25 protein-coding genes are annotated in these 26279 nt (G+C 35.8%); 11 read left to right on the top strand and 14 right to left on the bottom strand.

Translation table 11 applies throughout. The features are described from left to right. Positions 1-104: 104 nt before the first annotated feature. Positions 105-632 carry a hypothetical protein gene (locus tag J3U66_RS10735; protein WP_267333413.1) on the top strand — a complete coding sequence of 176 codons (528 nt, stop codon included), beginning with the start codon at positions 105-107 and terminating at the stop codon, positions 630-632. Positions 633-1033: 401 nt separating this feature from the next. Beyond that, positions 1034-1456: a hypothetical protein gene (locus J3U66_RS10730; RefSeq protein WP_267333414.1), complete on the top strand. Its 423-nt coding sequence runs from the start codon at positions 1034-1036 to the stop codon at positions 1454-1456. Positions 1457-1515: 59 nt separating this feature from the next. Here the strand turns inward: J3U66_RS10730 and J3U66_RS10725 are convergent, their stop codons facing one another. From J3U66_RS10725 to J3U66_RS10700, 6 genes are all read right to left on the bottom strand, one after another. Next, positions 1516-2757 (bottom strand): MFS transporter, encoded by a 1242-nt coding sequence (locus J3U66_RS10725; protein WP_267333415.1) that lies wholly within the window; start codon positions 2755-2757, stop codon positions 1516-1518. Positions 2758-3046: 289 nt separating this feature from the next. Next, on the bottom strand, positions 3047-4159 hold the full coding sequence (locus J3U66_RS10720) for a cupin domain-containing protein (protein WP_267333416.1): 1113 nt from the start codon (positions 4157-4159) through the stop codon (positions 3047-3049). Further along, positions 4149-4934, bottom strand: coding sequence for a YchF/TatD family DNA exonuclease (locus J3U66_RS10715; RefSeq protein ID WP_267333417.1), 786 nt, complete (start codon positions 4932-4934; stop codon positions 4149-4151). The genes J3U66_RS10720 and J3U66_RS10715 overlap by 11 nt, the downstream gene beginning before the upstream one ends. 10 nt (positions 4935-4944) lie before the next feature. Further along, a complete protein-coding gene (gene lapB, locus J3U66_RS10710; RefSeq protein ID WP_267333418.1) occupies positions 4945-6123 on the bottom strand; it encodes a lipopolysaccharide assembly protein LapB in 1179 nt (392 codons plus the stop codon). Between the two features lie 6 nt (positions 6124-6129). Continuing rightward, positions 6130-6441, bottom strand: a complete 312-nt coding sequence (locus J3U66_RS10705) for a LapA family protein (RefSeq protein WP_267333419.1) — start codon at positions 6439-6441, stop codon at positions 6130-6132. Positions 6442-6524: 83 nt separating this feature from the next. Next, on the bottom strand, positions 6525-6995 hold the full coding sequence (locus tag J3U66_RS10700) for a phosphatase PAP2 family protein (RefSeq protein WP_267348947.1): 471 nt from the start codon (positions 6993-6995) through the stop codon (positions 6525-6527). Positions 6996-7341: 346 nt separating this feature from the next. Here J3U66_RS10700 and ribA point away from each other — a divergent pair, with 346 nt between their 5' ends. Beyond that, positions 7342-7944 carry a GTP cyclohydrolase II gene (gene ribA / locus J3U66_RS10695; RefSeq protein ID WP_267333465.1) on the top strand — a complete coding sequence of 201 codons (603 nt, stop codon included), beginning with the start codon at positions 7342-7344 and terminating at the stop codon, positions 7942-7944. A 169-nt stretch (positions 7945-8113) separates the two neighbouring features. Here ribA and J3U66_RS10690 read toward each other — a convergent pair whose 3' ends face one another. The 4 genes from J3U66_RS10690 to zipA all read right to left on the bottom strand — a co-directional run bounded on the left by J3U66_RS10690 (position 8114) and on the right by zipA (position 12090). Further along, positions 8114-8302 (bottom strand): 2-hydroxymuconate tautomerase, encoded by a 189-nt coding sequence (locus tag J3U66_RS10690; RefSeq protein WP_065634899.1) that lies wholly within the window; start codon positions 8300-8302, stop codon positions 8114-8116. A 9-nt stretch (positions 8303-8311) separates the two neighbouring features. Beyond that, positions 8312-8827, bottom strand: a complete 516-nt coding sequence (gene luxS, locus J3U66_RS10685) for an S-ribosylhomocysteine lyase (protein WP_267333421.1) — start codon at positions 8825-8827, stop codon at positions 8312-8314. A 72-nt stretch (positions 8828-8899) separates the two neighbouring features. Next, on the bottom strand, positions 8900-10978 hold the full coding sequence (gene ligA / locus J3U66_RS10680; protein WP_267348945.1) for an NAD-dependent DNA ligase LigA: 2079 nt from the start codon (positions 10976-10978) through the stop codon (positions 8900-8902). Between the two features lie 188 nt (positions 10979-11166). Then, positions 11167-12090: a cell division protein ZipA gene (gene zipA / locus J3U66_RS10675; RefSeq protein WP_416379740.1), complete on the bottom strand. Its 924-nt coding sequence runs from the start codon at positions 12088-12090 to the stop codon at positions 11167-11169. A gap of 418 nt (positions 12091-12508) precedes the next feature. On the opposite strand from zipA, the gene J3U66_RS10670 reads away from it, so the two are divergent. Then, entirely contained in the window at positions 12509-13705 is a 1197-nt protein-coding gene (locus J3U66_RS10670; protein WP_065634896.1) for an efflux RND transporter periplasmic adaptor subunit, read from the top strand. 19 nt (positions 13706-13724) lie between these two features. Next, entirely contained in the window at positions 13725-16943 is a 3219-nt protein-coding gene (locus J3U66_RS10665; protein ID WP_267333425.1) for an efflux RND transporter permease subunit, read from the top strand. A 477-nt stretch (positions 16944-17420) separates the two neighbouring features. Here J3U66_RS10665 and ruvC read toward each other — a convergent pair whose 3' ends face one another. Both ruvC and J3U66_RS10655 read right to left on the bottom strand, forming a co-directional pair. After that, positions 17421-17909: a crossover junction endodeoxyribonuclease RuvC gene (gene ruvC / locus J3U66_RS10660; RefSeq protein ID WP_267348940.1), complete on the bottom strand. Its 489-nt coding sequence runs from the start codon at positions 17907-17909 to the stop codon at positions 17421-17423. Beyond that, complete coding sequence (locus J3U66_RS10655) at positions 17909-18652, bottom strand: YebC/PmpR family DNA-binding transcriptional regulator (protein ID WP_267333427.1); 744 nt, start codon at positions 18650-18652, stop codon at positions 17909-17911. Before J3U66_RS10655 ends, ruvC begins: the two co-directional genes overlap by 1 nt. Before the next feature lie 341 nt (positions 18653-18993). Here J3U66_RS10655 and rbsD point away from each other — a divergent pair, with 341 nt between their 5' ends. Genes rbsD through rbsR form a run of 6 tightly spaced genes read left to right on the top strand, consistent with a single transcriptional unit; the run spans position 18994 to position 24814 of the window. Further along, positions 18994-19413 carry a D-ribose pyranase gene (rbsD, locus tag J3U66_RS10650; protein ID WP_267348938.1) on the top strand — a complete coding sequence of 140 codons (420 nt, stop codon included), beginning with the start codon at positions 18994-18996 and terminating at the stop codon, positions 19411-19413. Positions 19414-19445: 32 nt separating this feature from the next. After that, positions 19446-20960: a ribose ABC transporter ATP-binding protein RbsA gene (gene rbsA, locus J3U66_RS10645; protein ID WP_267348936.1), complete on the top strand. Its 1515-nt coding sequence runs from the start codon at positions 19446-19448 to the stop codon at positions 20958-20960. Next, positions 20947-21897 (top strand): ribose ABC transporter permease, encoded by a 951-nt coding sequence (gene rbsC, locus J3U66_RS10640; protein WP_267333430.1) that lies wholly within the window; start codon positions 20947-20949, stop codon positions 21895-21897. Before rbsA ends, rbsC begins: the two co-directional genes overlap by 14 nt. Positions 21898-21933: 36 nt before the next feature. Beyond that, on the top strand, positions 21934-22821 hold the full coding sequence (gene rbsB / locus J3U66_RS10635) for a ribose ABC transporter substrate-binding protein RbsB (protein ID WP_267333431.1): 888 nt from the start codon (positions 21934-21936) through the stop codon (positions 22819-22821). A 55-nt stretch (positions 22822-22876) separates the two neighbouring features. Next, positions 22877-23818 carry a ribokinase gene (gene rbsK / locus J3U66_RS10630; RefSeq protein ID WP_267333432.1) on the top strand — a complete coding sequence of 314 codons (942 nt, stop codon included), beginning with the start codon at positions 22877-22879 and terminating at the stop codon, positions 23816-23818. 3 nt (positions 23819-23821) lie between these two features. Further along, positions 23822-24814 (top strand): ribose operon transcriptional repressor RbsR, encoded by a 993-nt coding sequence (gene rbsR, locus J3U66_RS10625; RefSeq protein WP_416379630.1) that lies wholly within the window; start codon positions 23822-23824, stop codon positions 24812-24814. 125 nt (positions 24815-24939) lie between these two features. On the opposite strand, the gene fis is transcribed toward rbsR, so the two are convergent. After that, a complete protein-coding gene (gene fis, locus J3U66_RS10620) occupies positions 24940-25236 on the bottom strand; it encodes a DNA-binding transcriptional regulator Fis (RefSeq protein WP_034883623.1) in 297 nt (98 codons plus the stop codon). Between the two features lie 7 nt (positions 25237-25243). Continuing rightward, positions 25244-26251, bottom strand: coding sequence for a tRNA dihydrouridine synthase DusB (dusB, locus tag J3U66_RS10615; RefSeq protein ID WP_267333434.1), 1008 nt, complete (start codon positions 26249-26251; stop codon positions 25244-25246). Between the last annotated feature and the right edge of the window lie 28 nt (positions 26252-26279).

The raw sequence follows: 26279 nt of genomic DNA, 5'->3' as shown, positions 1-26279 counted from the left end.
TGAAGTTTAATCAATGAGTTTTATATACATTAAATTATTTAGATGCCGCTATTTTCAGGCATTAGAAATATTCAACAACTCTCCACATTTAAAAGGGTTTTACAATGAAAACATACAAAGTAATCGTTCTATCAATAATGGGGTTATTTTTAGTCAATTGTGATGATTCAAAATCTAAGATGGATGATATTAAACAACAAGTGGTAGACACGAGTTCTGCCGTAGGTGACAAAGCCCAAGATTTATACGATAAAACGAAGTTAGAAACAGAAAATATTCTCAATCAAATAAAGGACGGTAATTATAATCTTGCTCAAGATCTTATTATTAAAGCAGTAAAACAAAAATTACCTTCAGGTATTGATCAAAATGTCACTTTAGTCGATGTTGCGAAAGACGATAATATGATTAGTTATAAATATTCGGTAAACAACCTCACTAAAGATGCATTACAAGCTCAGACTAATCAAAACGCAATGTTAGCTAAATTAAAAACTTTCTATTGCGGTAAAGATATTGGCATTAGCGCAATAAGAACTGCTTTTACTCAAGGGGAGACTCATAATTATTACATCAATAACGATAAAGCATTAACGTTAACGTTAAAACCAAGCGATTGCGATAATAAATAATGCTTTCAATGGGGTGCAACCATTGTAAAATTATGGGTAATTTTATGTTAAAAGGGCGAATTAAAGCCCTTTTTATTTAGATAGTGAATTGAAGAAATCGCTTAAAAGCACAAAATACGCTTTAATTTTTAAAAAAATGGCTATGAGCAAAAAATTAGTTATATTTTTTATGGATGAATCGATGGGGTAACTATCACGAGTAAAAGCTTGTTAGCGTTTTAGCCTTCTTTGTCGCTTTTTTCAATTAATGTGTTACAAGTTTTATGTGTTGGCGAAGAATATTCTATAACTTTATTGTCTGTACATAAATTTATGTGGTAATAATATAAAAAATGCGCTATATACGTTTGTAAAACTATCTAATTTATAATCAACGAAATAATAACTAAGGAATATATTATATGAAATTCTTAAAAATCACTTCAATAGCTTTAATGTGTGTTGTTTTGTTCGGTTGTGATAATAGTAATAAGGTAAAGGCGCCTGATAAAGCTGATCTCACTAAATTACAAGATTTAATTATTAGTGAGGCAAAAAAAGTACTCCCAGCTAAAGTTGATTCAAAAACTAGCTTAGTTGATATCTTTAAAGATAATGATGTAATTAATTATCGCTATATCATTAATGTATCTAAGGATTCATTGCAAATCCCTGAAACCGAAAAAATGACAACTGAAAGTTTGAAAAAGGTTTACTGTTCGGATAATCAACAAATTAAAGAGTTTAGAGGTGCATTTCCTAATGGTGCTGTTCATAGCTATTATATTAATGATGAAAAGATATTTAGCGTAACATTAACCCCTGCTTCATGTAACACTAATTAATATTTTTTTGATTAATCGGCTAAGTTATTTAAACAGGGCAGTAGCCCTGTTTTTTTGTATTATTCTAATGTCTTACCTTTTGTTTCGGGGATTAAAAAGATAAATGCAGCCGCAGACAGTAAATAAGCGGTCGAAAGTAACGCTAAGGCATAACTGATGGAATAAACAGTGGCTAAATAAGCAATCAAAACTTGCGATATGCCAGCAATTCCCCGTCCAACATTGAAAATAATGTTTTCGGCACTTGATCTTGCATCTGTTGGGTAGTGTTCAGCAAGCAATGCGCCATAACCGCCCATCATTCCATTGACAAAAAAGCCAATTACAGAACCAAATATAATAAGAATCACCATATCTGTTTGGTGAAAGTAAAACCAAATCGATATAGCAGAAACCAGTAAAAAAACAATATAAGAAGGGCGCCGACCAAATTTGTCACATAGCCAACCAAAGATTAAAATCCCTAATGACATCCCAATCGTTGTTGAGATGGTCCAAAACATAGTGTTTTTGAACGGTAATTTTAATTCAGTTGCAATCATGTTTGGCATCCAAACCATCAGTCCATAAAAGCCAAAATTCTGTACCGCGCAGGCTATGGTTAAACCAATAGTAGTGGCTGTCGTTTTTGGTGTTTTAAATAACTTGTTAATTGCGATTTTATTTTTATTTTGATCTTTTAAATTTTGCCAAATTTCGGGTTCTTTTAGTCCTTTACGTGTCCAAGCAACAAATAAAGCAGGCAATACTCCCATCGCAAAAGCCCAGCGCCAACCATAAACTTCACCAATAAAGTTGACTGTTAATGCTGCTAAAATAATACCTAATTGAAAGCCTAATGCGACAATAGAAGTTGCTCTTGAGCGCTTGCTTTTAGGCCAACTTTCTGAAACAAGTGTCATGCCAATGCCAAATTCGCCACCTAAACCGAGCCCACTTAGAAATCGAAAAATTAAAAAGCATTCGTAATTAGGGGAGAGCGCACAAAGTCCAGTAAATAAAGAGAAAATTAAAATAGTCCAAGAAAAAACCCTTACCCGACCATATTTGTCAGCAAGTATACCGAATAAAATACCACCGATTACCGCACCTAAAAGCGTGACAGAGGTCAAAGTACCCAGATCTGCTTTTGTCAGATTATAGGTTGCAGCGATGAGACTAAAACAAACACCTAAAATCATCATGTCTAGACCATCTAGAGCATAACCAACTGTAGATGCGAAAAGCGTCTTTTTTTGATATGGGGTAATTTTCTGGTTTTCACTTTCGGCTTGCTTGACTAGGATTGTTTCATTATTCATGTGTACCTCTAGTTGTTAAAAAGATCGTTCACTAATAAAAAGCATTTATGATGTAATTCATCATTAAACAGGCGGGTATTTTAAAGCGGGGCAAGTATATACTTAAAAGTAATAAAAATCCAAATGAAAAGCCGAAATTAGTCGGTTTTATTTTGTTTATTTTTATTGAGGCGAAATTATTTGGTTAAATTTTATAACTATCTAATTTTTTAGACAAATTAGCCGATAATTTCGCCATTTTGCAGTTTTTTCGGGTAGCTTTTTTTAGCCAATAGTTTTTGAACAAAATTTACTCTTCGTCAAAATACCAGTAACCAAGATTGACCAATTTTAACATGACATTTAGGGTTTGTTCATCTTGTAATTGTTCGTAGTAAAGTACATCGGTTTCACATAATAGGTCGATGGTTTCCATCGGTAAGGGTATTTTTTCACCATTTATATAAGCCGTATCCTCTATTTTTACAATACGTATACTCGGTACACGATGTAGTTCGGCACCAGATTTTAGAATTTCTTCAAATTCATCTAGCTCATAGGCGGGATCTGCTGGGATGATGTTAAGATCATGCATAGGTATTGTGATGTGTTTACCAAACCAGTCATTGAATAAGTCTGGGTTTTTGATGAGGTCGATCATTTGCCCTTGTAGTTTTTCTAGCTCATAGGGCTCGATACGATAAGGATCGCTTGGTAATTTTAAGTCTGGATCTTGATAAAAAATCCCATTTGGTAAGTTATCAATCACATAATCAGCAAAACCACTTAATAATTCTTGTGAAGTTTGCGTTCTAAAGCCAACTGAATAACTTAGTGATTCGCCAATTGATACACCATTATGTGGAAAGCCAATTGGAATATATAAAATATCACCGGCGGTGATTTCTTCATCAATAATCGGCTGATAAGCTTCTACATGTAATAGCGCTTTGTGAGCACTAAACTGTTTGTAATTAGGATTACGATCGCCAACTTGCCAACGTCGACATCCCATACCTTGAATGATAAAAACATCATAGTTGTCAATATGCGGTCCAACACCAGCCCCTTTTGTTGCATAAGAAATCATAAGATCTTCAAATTGCCAATGAGGAATACACTTAAACGGTTCAACTAACGTTGCTGCCTGTTCATGCCAATGATCTACCGCTTGCACTAATAAACTCCAGTGATCCTCACCCAGATCATCGTAATGCGTAAAAGGACCAAATTTAGCATCCCATTTTCCATTTTTATTCGTCACAATTCGGCTATCAAGCTCTTCTTCCATCGCGAGTCCAGCAAGTTCATCGGGTGTGATTGGATCGACAAACTCCGCAAAGGCTTTTCGTAAAATAACGGGTTTTTTTTGCCAATAATTTGCTAGAAAATGGTCCCAATCAATAGCTAATTTATACTTCATTTAACTTTCCTCGAAGATTGAATAATTGACAAAAATTATAAGTGGTTTGCTGTGCTAGTTGCGCTAAAGAAATACCTTTGAGAACCGATAAATATTGCGCAACTTCCCGCACATAAGCAGGTTGGTTTTCTTTACCACGATAAGGTACTGGAGCTAAATAGGGTGAATCAGTTTCGATTAAAATACGATCTAATGGCACAAATTTTGCCACTTCTCTTAACGCTTCGGCATTTTTGAAGGTAATAATGCCTGAAAAAGAGATATAAAAACCTAAGTCTAATAGTTTTTTTGCCGTATCAATATCTTCGGTGAAACAATGTAACACACCTGAATGGACGTGCTGTTCTTTTAAGATTGTTAATGTATCTTGTCTGGCATTTCGTGTATGGACGATGATTGGCTTGCTAAGCTTTCTTCCAAGACGTATATGTTCAATAAAATTATGCTGTTGAAGCTCTAGATTATCTTGCTGATAATAGTAATCAAGTCCTGTTTCACCTAAAGCGACAACATTCTCTTCTTTAGCCAAATTTTCGAAGCGGTCAGCGTCATAAGGTTCGTCATCAAGATTAAGGGGATGAATACCACACGAAAAAGAACATTGATTAGTGTAAGGTGTCAGTAAGCGCTTCATTGATTCATAACCAGATAAGGTTGTTGCTACGCTTAAGCAGTGTTTAACATCATTTTCAGTTGCTTTTTGTAGTACTTGCTCAATTGACTTAGTATTAAAGTCTAAACTATCTAAATGACAGTGCGAATCGATTAAAAACATAAAAAACTCTTTATTTTTCAGAATGCTGTTCAAAATCACGAACAGGTTTAATTGTAGACCATGAACGACAACCAGGGCATAACCAGTAAATTGAATTAACCGTAAATCCACATTTTTGACAACGGTAATTTGGTACTATTTTTATTTGTTCACCTACCATATTACGTAACAATAATAGGCTCTCTTTTGCTCGACCTTGTTCGGCATCGGCAACATGGTAATCCATTAAACGATAAAACCCTTTTAAATTAGGGTGTTTTAATAACTCTCGATACATATAGTTCTGTGCTGCATCAAGACCTCTCTTTTTTTCAATGATATCGGCAAGCATGAGTTCAGCGACATTGCCTGAATCTTGATCAACACATAATTGTAAAAACTGCTGAAATTCGTCTTCTTTATTTAATTTAAGATAACACTCTTTTAATAAAGGTAAAGCTTCACCGATAAAGGCTTTATCTTGTTCAAGTATCTGTTTGAATGATTCAATTGCTTGTTCAATTTTATTTTGCACAATCAATACGCGTCCTAACATCAATGAGGTTCGAGCACACTTAGCATCGGCTGCTGCCGATTTTTGTAATAAACTATACGCTTTTTCAAGGTCTTCATTGGCGATAGCAAGCGAAGCTAACTCACAATAAAATTGTGCTATATCTGTTTTGTATTTTGTATTGCCGAGTTTAACCAACTTGGTGGCAGTATTAATTGCATTAATCCATTCACTGGTTGATTGATAAATAAAAATAAGTTGTTGTAACGCATGTTGTTGAAAATCTTCTTCATCAATGAGTTGTAAAAACATCTCTTCAGCGCGGTCATAAAGACCTGCAACCATATAATCACGTCCAAGTTGTTGAATGGCTAATAATCGTTGTTCAAAAGAGAGGGATGAACTTTCCATTAATGCTTGATGGATTCGTATCGCTCTATCTACTTCGCCACGAGAACGAAATAAATTGCCTAAAGTCAGATGTGCTTCTAACGTGCCTTCATCTTCTTTAAGCATATCAAGGAACAGATCGACAGCTTTATCTTTTTGGTTAGATAAAAGAAAGTTAAGACCATCTACATATTCTCGAGATAGTCGATTTGATTGATTTGTATATTTTTGTTTAGCATTTCTATCGCCCATATACCAACCGTAAGCGGCAGCAATAGGTAATAATAGAAATAACAATTCAAACATAATATTTTATTCTTGATGAGGTTTAATTAAATTATCTTTTTGATGATCAGCTATACTATCATCATATTTTTTTTGTAATTTATTTAATTTACGTTTTGTTGAAGAATGTTGTAGTTTTAATTTAATAAAGAAAATTCCTGTTAATATCATTCCAATAATAAAGCCAGAGCCAAAAAATAGCGCCAATAGAACTGATAATCTTAATTCGGTTTTAGCAAATAAATAGTTAAATGTTACCACTTCATCATTGAATGCGCCTACCGAAATAGATAGGGCAAAAATAATAATTATCAATAGAATGGATATAATAAATTTCATAATAATAACCTTTTTATTATTTTAACGTTATTTAAAATGAGCGTTATTCTCAAATATTATTTCAACACGGTTTACGCTAATTATCAGTTATCTACTATATGATATTTTTGTGCATAAAAATAGCAAATTAATGAAATGATCCAAGCAACTAAAACACCACACAACAGATCAACTGGGCTGTGCATACCCAAACATAATCGACTAATTTCAATTAATAATGCCCAAATAATCAACATATAGACCACAATATAATGGCGTTTAAAGCCTAATAATGTTACTGCTAAAAAAGCCCATGTTACTGCAAATAAAGTATGTCCTGATGGAAATGAATAACCTGTTTCGTTTTGCCAATGTTCACGTAACCAAGTTGGGATCATGTTGGAATTAGTCAATAACTGATCAATGAGTTGTTTTTTTTCCGATTTAGTCAACGAATAAAATTTATCATCACTCAATTGATATTGTTTATTCATCCATAATACATAGGGTCGAGATTCTGCCGTTTGAGATTTGATAACAGCTTTAATCATTTGCCCCGTTAGTATTGCACCCACAAGAAGTATTCCTATTAATACTATTTTTTTTGTCGTTTTAATGTTTAATAATAAGCAAAACAGGATAAACAAAACGAATGATGTTATTATTGCCCAAGGAAAACTTGCCGTTTCTGTTATGACGAAAAAAAATTTGGATGTATTATTTAATGATTCTGGTTGCCAATGCCAATTTATAGCTATAATTACTAAAGGTATAACTAAGAAAATAGCCAGCGTGGCTATTGTTTTTTTTATTATTAACCCCATTTAAAAACTCAATTAAGCACAAATTGCTATATATTTTAGCATGGAAGAGAGTTTTTTAAAAAATTCTATTTAAGTTTTATTCAATACGGAGATAATGATGCAATTAAAACTTGTTGCACAAGCAAAACTGCCAACCCCATGGGAATGTTTCACTATTGTGGGATTTGAAGAAATTGCAACTGGTAAGGATCATGTGGCGTTAGTTTTGGGTGATATTGCAAATAAAGAGCCGGTATTAACAAGAATTCATTCAGAGTGCCTAACTGGCGATGCGCTATTTAGTTTACGTTGTGATTGTGGTTTTCAGCTGGAGGCGGCTTTAAAACAGATAGCACAAGCAGGACGGGGAATTTTACTTTATCATCGTCAAGAAGGTCGCAATATTGGTTTGCTTAATAAAATTCGCGCTTACGCTCTGCAAGATCAAGGACTAGATACAGTAGAAGCGAATGAGCAGCTGGGGTTTGCTGCTGACGAACGTGACTTTACGCTCTGCGCAGACATGCTAACATTACTTGGTGTATCTGATATTAGACTATTAACCAATAATCCAGAAAAAATAAGAGTGCTTGAACAAGCAGGCATAAAAATTACTGAAAGGGTGCCGTTAGAAGTGGGTGAAAATCCTAATAATGAGCACTATTTGGCAACCAAAGTCAGTAAAATGGGGCATTTACTTCACCTTCATTGCAATCACTAAGTATTTTATATCATGTTCAATATTACAAACGTTGCCCAAGATTTAAAATAGATAAACCTTAAAAACAGAATGATTTTTAAGGTTTTAAATGAAATGTGCATGATATGCCATAAATTATGACAAACGCTTTTTATTTTTTGATTGAGTATAAATTGAGTCTTGAGTTTAATTAATCTTTATCACACCGCAAAACACCACCATTCGCAATTTGGTCTTTTGAAATTTCGTGCATAATAATTTGTACTGCTTCAGGCTTACAATTTAGTGTTTCGGCGATAGCATTGGTTACACGTTTTGCCATTTCTCTTTTTTGTTCTATAGTGCGACCTTCTAAAAAGTCAATAACAACATTTGGCATATTATTTCCTTATTGATTGATTGTTACGAGTTGTTCTTCAGTTAATGCAATATCATGATTATTGCAAATTCCAATTCCTGACTGAATAATTTTACGTGCAATTGCTTTTGCTTCATCTAGTGAGTGCATTTTGTAAGTCCCACACTGATATTCATTCAATTCGGGAATCTGTTTTTGTGATTCAACATTTAATACATCTTGCATAGATTGTAGCCATGCATCTACCACTCGTGATTCTTCTGGTTTACCTATCAGGCTCATGTAAAATCCGGTTCGACATCCCATTGGCGAGATATCAATAATTTCGACTTTATCACTATTAAGATGATCGCGCATAAATCCTGCAAATAGATGTTCTAATGTATGAATGCCTTTTTCTGGCAATAACTCTTTATTGGGAACAGTAAAACGAAGATCAAATACACTAATATCATCACCTTTAGGGGTTTTCATTGTTTTAGCAATACGGACAAAAGGTGCGTTCATTTTAGTATGATCGACTTTAAAACTATCTAATAATGGCATGACATTCTCCTTAGTTTTCGCTATTTCACTATTTTGAATAAATAGTGAAATAGATGCCAGTATATTTGTTATTTATTCATTAAGTAAATGGATAAACTCTTGCTCATCAATGATTGTTATACCCAGCTGTTGGGCTTTGTCTAATTTTGAACCGGCAGATTCACCAGCAACAACCATATCGGTATTTTTAGAGACGCTACCCGCCACTTTAGCGCCTAATTGTTTTAATCTATCTTTTGCTTCATCACGGGTTAAACTCGATAATGTACCTGTTAGCACCACAGTTTTACCTAAAAACGGTGAATTGATGTTACTAATTGGAGATTGTGGGGAAACCGCAGGCCAATGAATACCGATTTCATCGCTCGTTAATTGCGTTATTACATCACGATTATGCGGTTCTTGAAAGAAATCAATAATACTTTCGGCAATCACTGCACCAATATCATTGACGGTTTGTAATTGTTCGAGTGAAGCACTTTCAATCGCTTTTAAATCACCTAATTGATTAACTAAATTTTCAGCTGTTACTTCACCCACATTAGGAATGCCCAATGCAAAAATAAAACGGTTTAATGTCGTATTTTTAGATGTGGCTAATGCATTTAATAAGTTATTAGCCAATTTTTCGCCTACTTTATCTAAAGAGCATAACATTGGCAGTGTTAACTTATAGAGATCAACAGGTGTTTTAACATAATCTTTATCGACAAGCTGTTCAATGAGTCGATCGCCTATACCATCAACGTTCATCGCTCGACGTGAAACAAAATGTTTAAGCGCTTCTTTTCGTTGAGCTGGACAAATTAATCCACCCGCACAGCGTGATATCGCTTGTCCTTCATCTCGAACAATTAACGAGCCACAAATTGGGCAATGGGTTGGAAAGGTAATTGCTTTACTATCAGCTGGTCTACGATCTAGTATTACCGAGACAATTTTGGGAATAACATCTCCGGCTCTACGTACTGTAACATAATCGCCTTCACGAATGTCTAATCTGATTATTTCATCGTTGTTGTGAAGGGTAGCATTACTGACAATAACGCCGGCAACCGAGACTGGTTCAAGCCTTGCAACTGGCGTTATCGCACCAGTTCTTCCAACTTGGAAGTCAACTTTTTTTAATTGCGTCACTTCTTCTTGCGCCGGAAACTTAAATGCCGTTGCCCAACGCGGTGCTCTAGCTACAAAGCCAAGCTCATTTTGTAATGAAATACTATTAACCTTAATCACAACGCCATCGATGTCAAACCCAAGTGACATTCTTTCTTGACCAACTTGATTAAAATAATTTAGCGCGGCTTGTGCACCTTGGCGAATTTCAACTTTATTACTAACCGGTAATCCCCATGCTTTAAACTGCATCAAACGTTGATAATGGGTATCGGGTAAACTCGCGCCTTCAACAATACCAACTCCATAACAAAAAAAGGTTAAAGGTCTTTTAGCGGTAATTTTAGGATCTAATTGTCGCAGTGATCCAGCTGCGGCATTACGAGGATTTGCAAATAGTTTTTCATTATGTTTTTGCGAATCTGCATTGAGTTTTTCAAATCCTTTATGTGTCATAAACACTTCACCTCGAACTTCTAAACGTTCAGGGATATTGTCACCAATTAACACTAAAGGAATCGTTTTAATTGTTTTAACATTAGCTGTGATATCTTCTCCTGTAGTACCATCACCGCGTGTTGCCGCTTGTACAAATTTACCCTTTTCATAGAGTAAACTTACTGCTAATCCATCAAGTTTTAATTCACAGCAATATTCAACAGACTGGTTTTCTGGTAAATTCAATCGATCTTTAATTCGTTTATTGAAGGCAAGAAAACTCGATTCATCAAATACATTATCTAATGATAACATTGGTATTTGATGCCTAATTGTTGAGAATTGTGCTAACGGACTACCGCCTACTCGCTGGGTAGGCGAGTCAGGCGTAATCAGTGAAGGATATTGCTGTTCCAATGACTGAAGTTGTTTGAATAATTTATCATACTCCACATCAGGGATTTCAGGAGTATCAAGAACATAGTAGCAGTATTCGTGATGTCTAATTAAAGCACGTAATGATACTATTTGTTGTTTGATGTCTTCATTCGGTATAGTTTGGTGTGCAGTATTTTCGGGTTTATTTGATAATGGCATAGTGTTCGACTCTTAAATTAATACATGAGCGTTAAAAGATTATCACATTCCTAGTACTCTGATTTTGTCAGACAAGATAATTATTATTTCCAAACAGCCAATTTTATAAGCTGTTCGAAGTTTTAATTACCACCATCAAATTACATTGACGGTGGTAGTGAAGAATGATTACTGAAAAGACGTTGGGGTTAAATTTCGTTACACGCTTTTTTGATGCGTTCTTTGTAACTATCAATTTTTTGTGGTGTCAGCATATGATGTTCATCATCTAACACAACACCATTAACATCATCAGCAATACGTTGGGCAGTTTGTAACATCAGTTTAAAGTTTTGTTGATTGTTACCTTGAGTCGGTGCAACCATAAAAATTGAAACGCCCGGCGTTGTAAATTCGTGCATGGTTTCAGGATCGAGATAGCCTGGATTAACCATATTTGCCAAACTAAAAAGTATTGGGCCATTACCGGCAGGGTCAACATGCCGATGGAAAATTCGCATATCACCAAATTGAAACCCTGATTGCATAATACTGCCTAATAATACATCGCCTTGTAATAACTTACCGTTGATGCCTTTAATGTTTAAGATAATAATTTCGGTTTTATCTTCATCATTTTTATTGATGTTAAGTTTTTCTGGTTTTGTTTTTTGGGTAGCCGGTTGAATTTTATCGTCACGTTTAGCATCAGCTTTTTCTATCGATACATTAGCTTCAGTTTTTAAGGGTTCATCGTCAAATAGATCATGGTTCATGCTTATGTTTGGCTCTTTTGGAGCTGGATCTTGTGTTGTTGGTTCTTGATGATGATTGTTAACAAATAGATCCTCTTGCTTAGGCATGGTTTCTTGAACGAGTTCATCCGGTGTGTTTTTATCTACACTTTCACTATTTTTTTTGTTTTTAGGTGTGATTAATATCACATCATCTTCTTCTATATCATCGATATAGCTATTTTCATACTGTTGAGCATTTTGCTGGTTTTTCTTCCTTTTATCAGAATTAAATAAAGAAGAGCGTTCCTTTTTATTGATCCAAAATCCATGAATCAATAATGCAATAATGACCAAGGACGCAACAACAATTAGAACAATACGTAAATTATCCATAATAACCATCTCAGAATTAAATTAAATATAGACTCAAATTATTCAAAACTATTTTTGAATAAAAATGATTACGGAGTATAACACCTGTAAATTTTTTAGTTATTCTTAGTAAATACAAATTAATATCACTTGAAAAGCTAGGTTTACCGTTTTACTTATTAGTATAACATTTTATCTAAACTATTTTATAGCACAAAAAATCAATTAACACATAGTACTTTATTTCTTTAAAAAAGCATAATAACCAATATCATTTTTTTACTATCATCACTTAGTTTGGCATTTTTTAGAACTCTGTGCTATTAAGCTGTAAAGATACTTACAATTTATGCATATTTTTTGTAAAATCCTCGGTTACTTTTGAATTACATTCAATGTTATTAAAAAAAATAATTATTAAGTTTACTGAGGTCATTTTGATATGAGATTTAACAAACTATTATTAACCGTACCAGTAGCATTAAGCAGTCTACTTTTATTAACTAGTTGTGATAATAGCAAATCACAGGGCGGTAATAATCAAATACCAAAAGTAACCGTTTTTAAAGTTGAACCTTTGGACTTCACCTTAAAAATCAGTTTACCTGGTCGCGTGGTTGCGTCTCAAATTGCTGAAATTAGACCTCAGGTTGGCGGTATTGTGCTAAAACGCGAATTTGAAGAAAGTTCGAATGTCAAAGCAGGCCAATCACTTTATCAAATCGATCCAGCAATTTATCAAGCTAATTATGATAGTGCCGTTGCTAGTGTTGCCAGTGCCAAAGCGAATGCCAATATTGCGCAGCTGACTTTAAAACGTTATGCAGGATTATTGACAACCAAATCGATCAGCCAACAAGATTATGATAAGGCTGCCGCTGATGCAAAACAGGCGGAAGCAAGTGTATTAGTTGCTCAAGCAGCAGAACATACAGCCAAAGTTAATTTAGATTATACGAAAGTGTATTCGCCTATTGATGGTTACATTGGTAAATCAAGTGTAACCGAAGGCGCGTTAGTGTCAGCTGGGCAAGCAAACCCGCTAGCATTAGTTCAACAGCTTGATCCGATTTATGTTGATATGACCGAAGCTGCAACCCGATATAATAAATATCTTCAAGAAGAAAACGTTATTTATGAACCAGCAAAAGGGGATAATGTTGAATTATACTTTAATGATGGGTCTAAATATGCGTTACCTGGCAATATCAAGTTTTCTGATATGACTGTTAATGAAACGACTGGAACGGTTACATTGCGATCTCAATTTGCCAATACTGAAGGCAAAATTTTACCTGGTATGTTTGTTAAACCGCAATTGACTCTTGGCTATATTAAAAATGCTGTACTTGTTCCACAACAAGGTATTACCAGTAATGTTAAAGGTGAATATACCGCTAAAATTCTAAAACCCGATAATTCAATTGAGTATCGTCAAGGTATCCAAATTTACACGGGTGTAAGTGGTTATTGGGTGGTAACTAAAGGCATTAATGTTGGAGAACAAGTTATTACAACAGGCTTACTTAACTTAACCGCTGTTGAAATGGGACAACCAATGAAAGGACAAATCGTGGGTGAGCCAGCTACTTTATCACAAGATCAGTTAGACAATATCATCAAAAACAGTGTGAAATAAAACAGGGGTAGATTTAATTATGGCTAAGTTTTTTATTGATAGACCTGTTTTTGCATGGGTTATTGCTATCATGATGATGTTAGGCGGTGCTTTATGTATAAAGTTGCTAGCTGTCGAACAATATCCGGATATTGCCCCGCCTGCTGTTACCGTAACGGCAACTTATCCAGGTGCTGATGCGCAAACAATTGAAAATACAGTAACGCAGTTGATTGAACAAAATTTAACAGGTTTAGATAACTTGATTTATATGAAATCAACCAGTAGTGCACAAGGTGTGGTTCAAACTACATTAACCTTTGCACCTGGAACAAATCCTGATTTTGCGCAAGTACAAGTATTAAACAAAGTAGAAAGTATTAAATCACGCTTACCTGATAGTGTGCAAAAAAATGGGGTGTCGGTTGCTAAAAATAACACTAACTTTTTAAAGGTTATTGGTTTTTATTCGACAAACCCACAGAAAACACAAGCAGATATTGCTGACTTTGTTTATTCTACCGTACAAGATCCTATTCGTCGTGTTCAAGGGGTAGGGGATACACAGCTATTTGGTTCTGAATATGCTATGCGTATTTGGCTAGATCCAAATAAATTAAATTATTTTAATTTATCAATTGAAGAAGTTACTGCCGCAATTCAAGCACAAAATGCTCAGGTTACCGCAGGTCAATTAGGTGCTTTACCTTCGACTGAAGGCCAAGAACTTAACGCTACAATTACAGCACAATCTCGTTTAAAAACGCCTGAGCAATTTCAGAATATCTTGGTTCGCGTAAATACCGATGGTTCAAATGTCTTATTAAAAGATATTGCCAATGTTGAAATCGGTGCGGCCGATTATAATTTTATTTCTCGTTACAATGGTAATGCATCAGCAGGTCTGGGGATCTATTTAGCAACGGGTGCTAACCAATTAAATACTTCAGAACAAGTTGATAAAAAAATTCAGGAATTATCTAAAATTTTTCCCGAAGATATTAAATTTGCTTATCCTTACGATACAACACCATTTGTTAAATTGTCGATTAGTAATGTGGTTCATACATTAATTGAAGCAATTATCTTAGTTGTTATCGTAATGTATGTGTTTTTGCAAAACCTTCGTTCAACTCTAATTCCGACAATCACCGTACCGGTTGTATTATTGGGTACCTTTGCGGTGTTATATATATGTGGTTTTACTATCAATACTTTATCAATGTTCGCGATGGTATTGGCAATCGGTCTATTGGTCGACGATGCTATTGTGGTTATTGAAAATGTTGAGCGTATTATGCATGACGAAGGGTTGTCGCCTTATCAAGCAACAGTCAAGTCGATGGAACAAATAACCTCAGCATTAGTGGGAATTGCCGTAGTACTTTCGGCAGTATTTGTGCCAATGGCATTCTATGGTGGTGCTGCGGGTGGTATTTATCGTCAGTTCTCCATCACTATTGTTACGGCGATGTCACTCTCGGTTTTAATGGCGATCGTATTAACACCTGCTCTTTGTGCTCAAATTTTAAAAGCGCCAGCCAAAGACGGTGTTGTAGTCAAACAAACAATCGCGGCAAAATTAGCCACTATTCCTCCATTTACTTGGTTAAGCGAATTCACTCAACGCTTTTTTGGTTGGTTTAACAACTTTTATAATAAAAGTTTACATCTATACGAAAAAGGCGTAATTAAATTTATTCGTTACCCTTTAATCAGCTTTGTTTGTTACATTCTGATTGTTATTGGCCTTATTTTTGGTTTCCAGCGCTTACCAACAGGGTTCTTGCCTAACGAAGACCAAGGTGTGCTTATTGTTATGGTAGAATTGCCACCCGGTGCGACATTAGAGCAAACCATGGCAGTATTAGATAAAACGACTAAATTTTATACGACAAAAAAAGCAGACTCTGTTAAAGAGGTATTTACCGTTGCCGGCTTTAGTATGATCGGTCGTGGTCAAAATATGGGACTTGGTTTTATTCGATTAAAAGATTGGGATGAACGTAAACGTTCCGATCAAAAAGTCGATGCACTTGTTGCAAGTGGTTATGGATTTGCATCTACCGTTACTGATGGTCGAGTTATTATTACAAATTTACCAGCGGTACCTTCACTCGGTATGGCAAATGGTTTCTCTTATATGCTTAAAGATTCAGCTGGTCTAGGACATGAAGCATTAATGGCAACATTCTTCAAAGTGTTAGGTGCTGCTAGCCACAATCCTAGTTTGCAACAAGTTCGACCTGGTAGTATGTTAGATGTACCACAATACAAAATTAATGTTGATTTTGAAACAGCTCAAGCTTTAGGGGTATCAGTCAGTAGTGTAAATACCGTATTATCAACGGCTCTAGGTTCGGCTTATATTGATGACTTTGTCTACAATAACCGAGTTAAAAAAGTGTATTTGCAATCTGATGCACCATATCGAATGCTACCTGATGACTTTAGTTATTGGCATGTGAAAAATCAAAAAGGTGAAATGGTACCTTACGATGCTTTTGCCACCACTTCAAAAAGTTATGGTTCGCCATCGCTTGTTCGATACGATGGAGTTGCAGCAATGGGGATCAGTGGTTCTGCGGCGCCAGGTTTAAGTTCTGGTCAAGCAATGGCTATTATGGAGCAAATATCTAACGAGATATTACCTAATGGTTATACTTTTGACTGGACAGATATTTCTTATCAAGAACGCCAAACTGGTTCACAAACAACTACACTTTATATTATCTCAATAATTGTTGTGTTCTTATCATTGGCTGCACTATATGAAAGCTGGACAGTGCCAATATCCATCCTATTTGTTATACCGCTTGGTATATTAGGTACAGTTTATGCAACTATGTTTAGGGGGCTTGATAATGATATTTACTTTATCGTTGGTTTATTAACCACAATGGGCTTATCGGCTAAGAATGCTATTTTGATCGTAGAATTTGCCAAAGATGCACTTGAAAAAGAAGGTAAATCATTAATTGATGCAACACTTGAAGCATGTCGATTACGTTTACGTCCGATTTTAATGACATCATTTGCGTTCATTTTAGGTGTTTTACCACTAGCGCTCAATAGTGGTGCCGGTTCTGCAAGCCAAAATGCAGTAGGTACAGGGGTAATTGGTGGTATGTTAACCGCAACATTTTTGGCCATATTTTATGTGCCGTTATTCTTCTTGTTTGTGACAAAATTGTTTACAAAACATAAGAATAAACCTGTTTTATTAACTGAACACAATATGAGCAATGATAACAAATAGCTGTTATTAAATTACCTATACCTAACTGTTGCTAGGTATAGGTTGAATAAAAAGATTTAAAAAGTTATTTGGTTTTTTACAACTATCTATTTTAAGTGAACAAAAATGCGCTACTTTAGTTAGCGCATTTTTTATATTTACCATATTGCATTTATTTGGCTTAATAAAAAGTTTGCTAACACATTAAATTTACTAATTTCGCAATAGTATTTTTAGTAGATATACCAAAAATATAACCATAGGTCGAATCAACAATTTCAACAGTTATTAGATTATTTTTATAACCATTTTTTATATTCGTATGGTATGTATATTTTATTTGATAACGAAGCTTGCTTAAAAACTAATGAGTTAAGTTAATAATAATTAGAAGTAGAATTTTTAGAGAGGAAAAAGGGTAATCTTAATTTAGATGATTAAAATATTGATTATGTTTTTGGGGAATAAGTATTTGTTAAGCAGGATTGTGTAATCATTTTATTTACAGGTTTTTATCAGCTGTTGCCCAATGTGAGCATGCGTGATTGCAATAGCTAACGCATCGGCAGCATCAGCTTGCGGACTGGCGGGTAACTTTAATAATAATTTCACCATATGTTGGACTTGCTTTTTGTCGGCTGCACCAGTCCCAACGACACTTTGTTTAACTAAACGCGCAGCGTATTCAAAAACGGGTAAATCATTATTAACAGCCGAAACAATAGCGGCACCTCTTGCTTGGCCTAATTTTAAAGCAGAATCAGCGTTACGAGCCATAAAAACCTGTTCTATTGCAAACATATCAGGTTGAAATTGCAGTATGATTTCACTCACGCCAGCATAAATACGTTTTAGACGAGTAGGTAAATCTTCAACTGCTGTTCGAATACAACCGCTACCAAGATAGGTTAATTGGCGTCCCGTTTGTTGGATTACGCCGTAACCCGTCAAACGAGAACCAGGATCGATGCCAAGAATGATGGCCATTAGAGTGTTGCTGCAACCTCGTCAGAAACTTCACCATTATGATAAACTTCTTGCACATCGTCGCAATCTTCAAGCATATCGATAAGGCGTAATAATTTAGGTGCAGATTCAATATCAAGATCAACTTTTGTCGCTGGAATCATTGAAACTTCAGCCGATTCGGCAACTAAGCCAGCCGCATCAAGCGCATCTTTAACTTCACCAAATGATTCAGGTGTTGTAAATACATCAATTGCACCATCATCATAAGTCACCACATCATCAGCACCCGCTTCAAGTGCGGCATCCATGACTTGATCTTCATCAGTTCCAGTCGGGTATGAAATTACGCCTTTTTTGGTAAATAAGTAAGAAACTGAACCATCAGTACCTAGGTTGCCGCCAGTTTTAGTAAAAGCGTGGCGAACTTCTGATACAGTACGGTTACGATTATCACTTAAGCATTCTACCATTACCGCAGTACCAGCAGGCCCATAACCTTCATAGATGATAGTTTCCATATTAGTATCATCTTCACCACCAACACCACGGGCAATTGCTCTGTTCATGGTATCACGTGTCATATTATTCGATAATGCTTTGTCCATAGCAGCACGTAGACGTGGGTTAGACGCTGGATCGCCACCACCAAGTTTTGCTGCTGTTACGAGTTCACGAATAATTTTGGTAAAGATTTTTCCGCGTTTCGCATCTTGCGCTGCTTTACGGTGTTTGGTATTGGCCCATTTACTATGACCTGCCATAAAATTCTCCAGATTAATAATTTAAAAATCGCACTATTCTAGCAAACTTTTATCAAAAATTCATTACCTATATATTGATAAGTTTTGTCCTGTGTTGGATTTATTATTGTAAGAGTGAAAAAGCTATTCGATGAAGTGCAAAACCCATTATTGTTAAAGTGGCCATATTCCTCCCTTTTTTATAACTATTTAAAAAACTATATTAAAAGCTGAATCATTTCACATTGATCAAGATCACAACTTTGCATTTTAGCTATTGCCAGCAGCATTTATTAAGTAGATGATGCATTATCGAAACGTTTCGATAGTCGTCATAATTAAACTAATACAGGGATTTAACTATGCGTAAAGGTCAATTATTTAATTCTGAAATTGTTAAAATTTTAGCTAGAATGGGGCATACCGATCAAATTGCAATAGGTGATGCAGGCTTGCCAATTGCTAATGAAACCCCACGCATTGATTTAGCATTGACTTATGGTGTGCCAACGTTTATGCAAGTTTTTCAAACCGTTTCACATGATATGCAAATTGAAAAGGTGATATTAGCGGAAGAAATCCTTGCTCATAATCCCCACATCCATCAACAAATCATCGAACAAATAAAAGAAATAGAGCAGGTTCAACATAACTGTATCGACATTTTATATGTCAGTCATGCGCAGTTAAAACAACAAACTCATCATTGTAAAGCTGTTATTCGAACAGGTGAATGTACACCTTTTGCCAATATCATTTTACAGTCAGGCGTGATTTTTTAACTTCGTTTGTAAAACAAACAAAAGAGTAATTTATGAATGAAAATCTTTTACAGCTTATCAACATCCATAAATCCTTCCCAGGCGTAAAAGCACTTGCTGGCGTTAATTTAAATGTGCGTGCAGGTCAAGTCATGGCATTGATTGGAGAAAATGGTGCGGGTAAATCTACTTTAATGAAAGTGTTGACGGGTATATACCAAAAAGATGAAGGCGAAATTATTTATTTAGGTAGCAAAGTAAACTTTCATGGACCAAAATCCTCACAAGAAGCGGGCATAGGAATTGTTCACCAAGAATTGAATTTAATACCACAACTGAGTATCGCCGAAAATATATTTTTAGGTCGTGAATTCACTAATAAATTGGGTTGCATAGATTGGCATAAAATGTATAGCGAAGCTGACAAGTTATTAGCCGAACTTCATCTTGATTATGATAGTCGACGGTTAATTAGTGATCTATCCATTGGTGAACAGCAAATGGTAGAGATTGCTAAAGTGCTAAGTTTTAATTCTAAAGTCATTATTATGGATGAACCAACCGATGCTTTAACCGATACCGAAACAACTTCTCTTTTTACCGTAATCAAAAAACTTAAGCAACAAAATTGTGGTGTTGTTTATATCTCACATCGTTTACAAGAGATTTTTGAAATTTGTGATGAAGTAACTGTTTTACGTGATGGTCAATTTGTTGGTGAAAAAAAAATAGATGAATTAAATGAAGATACACTCATTGAGATGATGGTCGGGCGTAAGCTTGAAGAGCAATATCCCAGAATTAATGTTGCTAAAGGTAATGTTACTTTAGAAGTAAAAAACTTGATTGGTCCAGGCGTTAATGATGTCAGCTTTGCTCTTCACGAAGGTGAAATACTGGGAATTTCAGGTTTAATGGGGGCGGGACGAACAGAATTAATGAAAATGATTTATGGTGCTAATCCGGCCGAATCAGGAAAAATACTATTACAAGGAAAATCGGTAAAAATTGCTTCCCCGCGTGATGGTTTGAATCAGGGAATTGTCTATATTTCGGAAGATCGCAAAAAAGATGGCCTGATTTTAGGCATGTCAGTTAAAGATAATATGTCACTGAACGCACTCAATTATTTTACCAATAAGTTCAGAAAGCTACAGTTAGCCGAAGAACAGCAAGCCGTTGAGGATTTTGTCGGCTTGTTTAATATAAAAACCCCTTCTATCAATCAGATCATTGGTTTTTTATCGGGCGGTAATCAACAGAAAGTTGCTATAGCCAAAGGATTAATGACTAAACCGATGATATTAATTTTAGATGAACCCACTCGTGGCGTTGATGTTGGCGCTAAAAAAGAGATTTATCAACTTATTAATCAGTTTAAGCAACAGGGGTTAAGTGTCATTTTAGTCTCATCTGATATGCCAGAAGTACTCGGCATGAGTGATCGTATTTTAGTTATCTATGAAGGAAAAGTGACTGGGGATTTTTCAATTAACCAGGCAACACAAGAAAAACTTATGGCAGCAGCCGTTGGCAAAGCAGAGGAGAGCGCTGATGTTGCAAAATAAAAAACTTAAAAATTTATTAATTGAACAAAAATCCTTAATTACTTTATTGGTTTTAATCATTATTGTTTCTTGTTTAAGCGATAACTTTTTTACCTTAAACAACTTTTTTAACATCTTACAACAAACTTCAATCAATGCCATTATTGCAGTGGGCATGACCTTGGTCATTTTAACTTCGGGTATTGATCTGAGTGTGGGGTCAATCTTTGCATTATCTGGCGCCATTACTGCTTCGTTGATTGGGGCGGATATATCGCCATTTATTGCGATTTTTGCTTCCTTAGTTTTAGGGTGGATATTGGGAACCTTTTCAGGATTTATTATCGCCAAAGGTAAATTACAAGCATTTATTGCAACCTTAGTTATGATGCTTATTTTACGTGGTGTAACGCAAGTTTATACTAAAGGTAGCCCAATTTCGACAGGTACCAATGATAATTCGGAGTTATTTGAATGGTTTGCATTTGGGCGTGTACTGGGGATTCCTGTACCAATTTTTATCATGGCAGTTGTTTTTATCGTAGCTTGGTACTTACTTAAATACACACGTCTGGGTCGTTACATTTATGCATTAGGTGGGAATGAAGCGGCAACCCGTCTATCAGGTATTAATGTTGATCGCGTTAAAATCCTTGTTTATGCAATTAGTGGTTTACTTTGTGCATTAGCTAGCACTATTGAGGTTGCTCGATTGTCTTCAGCACAACCTACAGCAGGGACAGGTTATGAAATGGATGCAATCGCAGCAGTGGTACTTGGCGGTACTAGTATGTCAGGTGGACGAGGAAAAATTTTAGGTACTTTGGTGGGGGCTTTAATTTTAGGGTTTTTAAATAATGGATTAAATATGCTAGGCGTTGATGCCTACTACCAAATGATCGTAAAAGGAGTGGTTATTTTATTAGCCGTATTAGTTGATAAAAAAACCAATAAATAAGGGTATTAAATCGAGATTTTATTTTGGGAGAAAGTTATGAAATTTAGAAAAATGATGGCAGCTGTGATTGCTTCTGCACTAAGTGTTTGTATTGCTTTTCAAGCCTCAGCGAAAGAGCGCATCGCTTTAGTTGTTTCAACGTTGAATAATCCTTTTTTTGTTACCTTAAAAGATGGTGCCGTAAATAAAGCGAAAGAATTGGGTTACGACTTAGTAGTCTTAGATTCACAAAATAACCCTGCTAAAGAGCTAGCTAACGTTGAAGACACCATTGTTAAAGGCGCTAAAATCATTTTGATTAACCCTACTGATTCTGAAGCGGTTGGTAACGCCGTACTGGCGGCTAATAAAGCCGGTATTGCGGTTATTACACTTGATCGTGCTTCAGTCAAAGGCGATGTAGTGAGTCATGTTGCCTCTGACAATGTTGCTGGTGGCAAAATGGCCGGTGACTTTATTTTTGAAAAATTGGGGGCTAATGCCAAAGTGATACAATTGCAAGGTATTGTTGGGACATCTGCTTCTCGTGAACGAGGTGAGGGTTTTGTCAAATCTGTGCAAGCAAATCAATTGGCTATTTTAACAGCACAACCGGCAGACTTTGATCGCGCTAAAGGGATGAACGTAATGCAAAATCTTTTAACTGCTTATCCGGCTGTGCAAGCCGTATTTGCAGAAAATGATGAAATGGCATTAGGTGCTGTGCGCGCCATACAAACTGCAGGTCGTAATGATATTATCGTAGTTGGTTTTGATGGTACTGATGATGGTGTTAAATCAGTACAACGCGGAAAAATGGCCGCAACTGTCGCTCAGCAACCCGACAAAATCGGCTCAATAGGTATTGAAATTGCTGATAAAGTAATAAAAGGTGAAAAGGTTGATGCAAAAATTCCTGTAGAATTAAAACTGATAACTCAATAAAATTATCAAGGACGCATGAGTGCGTCCAATTTCTAGTTGATTAGGAACAAAATATATGAATAGTAAAAAATTAATTGTACTTGGTAGTGTCAATATCGATCATATCTTAAATGTCAATGAGTTTCCCAAACCAGGTGAAACATTAACAGGTACACATTATAAGATCGCGTATGGCGGCAAAGGAGCCAATCAAGCCGTAGCCGCTGGACGCCTCGGTGCGAATGTGCAATTTATTGCGGCTGTTGGTAACGATGATTTAGGCAAAAACTTTAAAAAGCAGCTACAAAGCGATCATATTGATACCCGTTCTGTTGCCGTAATCGACCAAGAAAATACTGGTGTTGCGCTTATTTTGGTCAATCAAGAAGGTGAAAACCAAATTGCAATATATGCTGGAGCGAATGCTGCTGTCACACCAGAGTATTTAGATCAATTTGCTGACGATATCACAAAAGCTGATGCAATTTTAATGCAACTTGAAACGCCATTAGCAACCGTTGAGCAAGCTGCCAAGTTGGCTAAACAAAATAATACACAAGTCATTTTAAATCCTGCGCCCGCACAAAAATTATCTGATGAATTACTCGCCCATGTTGATATTATTACGCCAAATGAAACAGAAGCAGAGTTTTTAACTGGTATAAAAATTATTACCGAGCAAGATGCACAGCAAGCAGCACAATTATTACATGATAAAGGGATCCATACTGTGATTATCACTTTGGGAAGTAAAGGCGCTTGGGTGAGTCATGCACAAAATGGCGTAATAGTACCAGGGTTTCGTGTTAACGCTGTTGATACAATTGGTGCTGGTGATACCTTTAATGGAATGTTGGTTACCGCGTTGCTAGAGGGCAAAGATCTAAAACAAGCGGTTTATTATGCACATGCAGCTGGGGCACTATCTGTGACTAAAGCAGGTGCACAAACATCCGTACCAACACGAAAAGACGTCGATAATTTTATTCAATCACAACATTTATCAATGAGAAATTAACACTTGGCTACCATGAAAGATATCGCAAATTATGCGAAAGTATCTACTTCAACCGTTTCTCATGTTATTAATAACGATCGCTATGTAAGTCCAGCTATTCGCAGTAAGGTTGAGTCTGCAATAAAACAGCTAAACTACACGCCATCAGCTATTGCACGTAGTTTAAAAAGTAATAAAACCTTTACTATTGGCATGTTAGTCACCACAAGTAATAACCCTTTTTACGCTGAGGTAGTGCAAGGTGTCGAGCGTAGCTGTTATGAACTCGGTTATAATTTAATTTTATGTAATACTGAGGGCGATCAGCAACGAATGCTCAACAATATTGAACATTTGTTACAAAAACGTGTTGATGGTCTATTAGCTATGTGCACGGAAACGTACTCTTTTCCGGAACAAATTTTTGACCGTTATCCTAAGTTACCTATGGTCATGATGGACTGGACACCTTTTAAAGGCGTGTGTGATACGATTCAAGATAATTCATTTTATGGCGCAACATTAGCGACCCAGTATCTGATTGAACAGAATTATCAACGTATTGCTTGTATTACCGGACCATTGAACAATACTCAGGCGCAATCGCGCCTTCAAGGGTATCGTCAAACGATGCAGGACGCGCAATTAACCATTTTGCCAGATTACGAAGCGCAGGGCGATTTTCGATTCGCTTCCGGCATTGTGGCAATGCAGCATTTATTACAGTTGCCAATTCCGCCACAAGCGGTTTTTTGCTCTAATGATGCTATGGCTATTGGTGCTTATCAGGCTCTATATCGTAATGGTTTAAAGGTGGGAGAAGATATTGCTATTATGGGTTATGATGATATAGAAATTGCACAATATATTGCCCCACCGTTGACAACAATCCATCAACCCAAAGAAGAGTTAGGACAATTAGCAGTTGAAACCTTATTAAATCGATTACATCATCCTAATGATAAACTGCATACTTTAACGTTAACACCAACGTTAGTTAAGCGTTTATCTGCCTAATTTTTATTTAAGCGAGTTGTTCTAAAAACGTTAAGTTCAATTGAATCATGATTGATACATGATAGTAAAAAAGCGCCTAATTCGGCGCTTTTGGATTGTAAAACAAGATATCAATAAAGAGTTGATTAACTCATTCCATATTGTTTTAATTTTTTGCGTAAAGTACCACGATTAATACCAAGCATATTGGCAGCTCTGGTTTGATTGCCACGGGTGTATTGCATAACCATATCAAGGAATGGGTGTTCAACTTCAGCTAACACTAATTCATATAAATCAGTAGGATCTTCACCATTTAGTTGTGATAAATAGTTTTTTAAAGCCTGCTTTACTGAATCTCGCAATGGTTTTTGTGTTATTTGGTCTTGTGAGTTTACAGTTGTAAATTTAAGTGCTGCAGCTGTAACGCGTTGTTCTGACATAGTATTTTTAACTCTTTTGGTTGTTTCTAATTTGACTAAAAAATGCTTTTAGTGTTTTAACTTGCTCACTTGTATTGCTAAGTACACTAAATAAGCGCCTAAATTGATCGCTATCAGCATAATAGTTGGTATACCAATTTACATGCTTTCTGGCAATCCGTAATCCTTTGTATTCTCCATAAAATTGATAAAGGTCATCAAGGTGTGTTAACACGATTTGCTCCACTTCATCAATTGTTTTTCTTTTTTTTAACTGTCCATGTGTTAAATAGAATGCAATTTCTTCAAATATCCAAGGTTGCCCTTGTGCCGCTCGGCCGATCATTATAGCATCAGCTTGCGTATATTGAAAAACATCTTTTGCTTGTTCCGGTGTACAAATATCGCCATTAGCAATGACAGGAATTGTCACATTTTGTTTTACTGCTCTAATCGACTCATATTCAGCTTCACCTTTGAATAAGCAAGCACGTGTTCTTCCGTGTATGGTTATTGCCTTAATACCACAATCCTGTGCAATTTGTGCGATTTCAATGCAATTTCTATGATTTTTATCCCATCCAGTCCGCGTTTTCAAAGTTACCGGTACATCAACAGCACCAACAACTTTTTGCAAAATCTTTCTAATTAGCTCCGGATGCTGCATTAAAGCCGATCCCGCTAATTTTTTATTCACTTTTTTTGCTGGACACCCCATATTAATATCGATTAACTCAGCGCCATGTTTGACATTAAATTCGGCTGCTTTTGCCATTTCGTCGGGATCTGACCCCACGATTTGAACAGCTCGCACACCAATATCATCTGTTGACACCATACGTAATGCCGATTTATCTGTATGCCAAACATCTGAATTTGCCAAGAACATTTCTGATACTGTCATTCCAGCGCCATATTGATAGCATAGATGACGAAATGGTTTATCGCTAATTCCAGCCATTGGTGCAGCAATTAAATTGTTTTTTAATTTGACCTCACCAATGCTAAGCAAATTGAGGCCGGCTATATTACGCATTTTTTCTCGAAGTTAAAAGGGGTAATGT

The sequence above is a fragment of the Gilliamella sp. B2969 genome, from assembly GCF_026536195.1.
Classification (GTDB): domain Bacteria; phylum Pseudomonadota; class Gammaproteobacteria; order Enterobacterales; family Orbaceae; genus Gilliamella.
The sequence above is the reverse complement of the archived record's forward strand: the minus strand, read 5'-3'. Positions and strand labels throughout refer to the sequence as shown.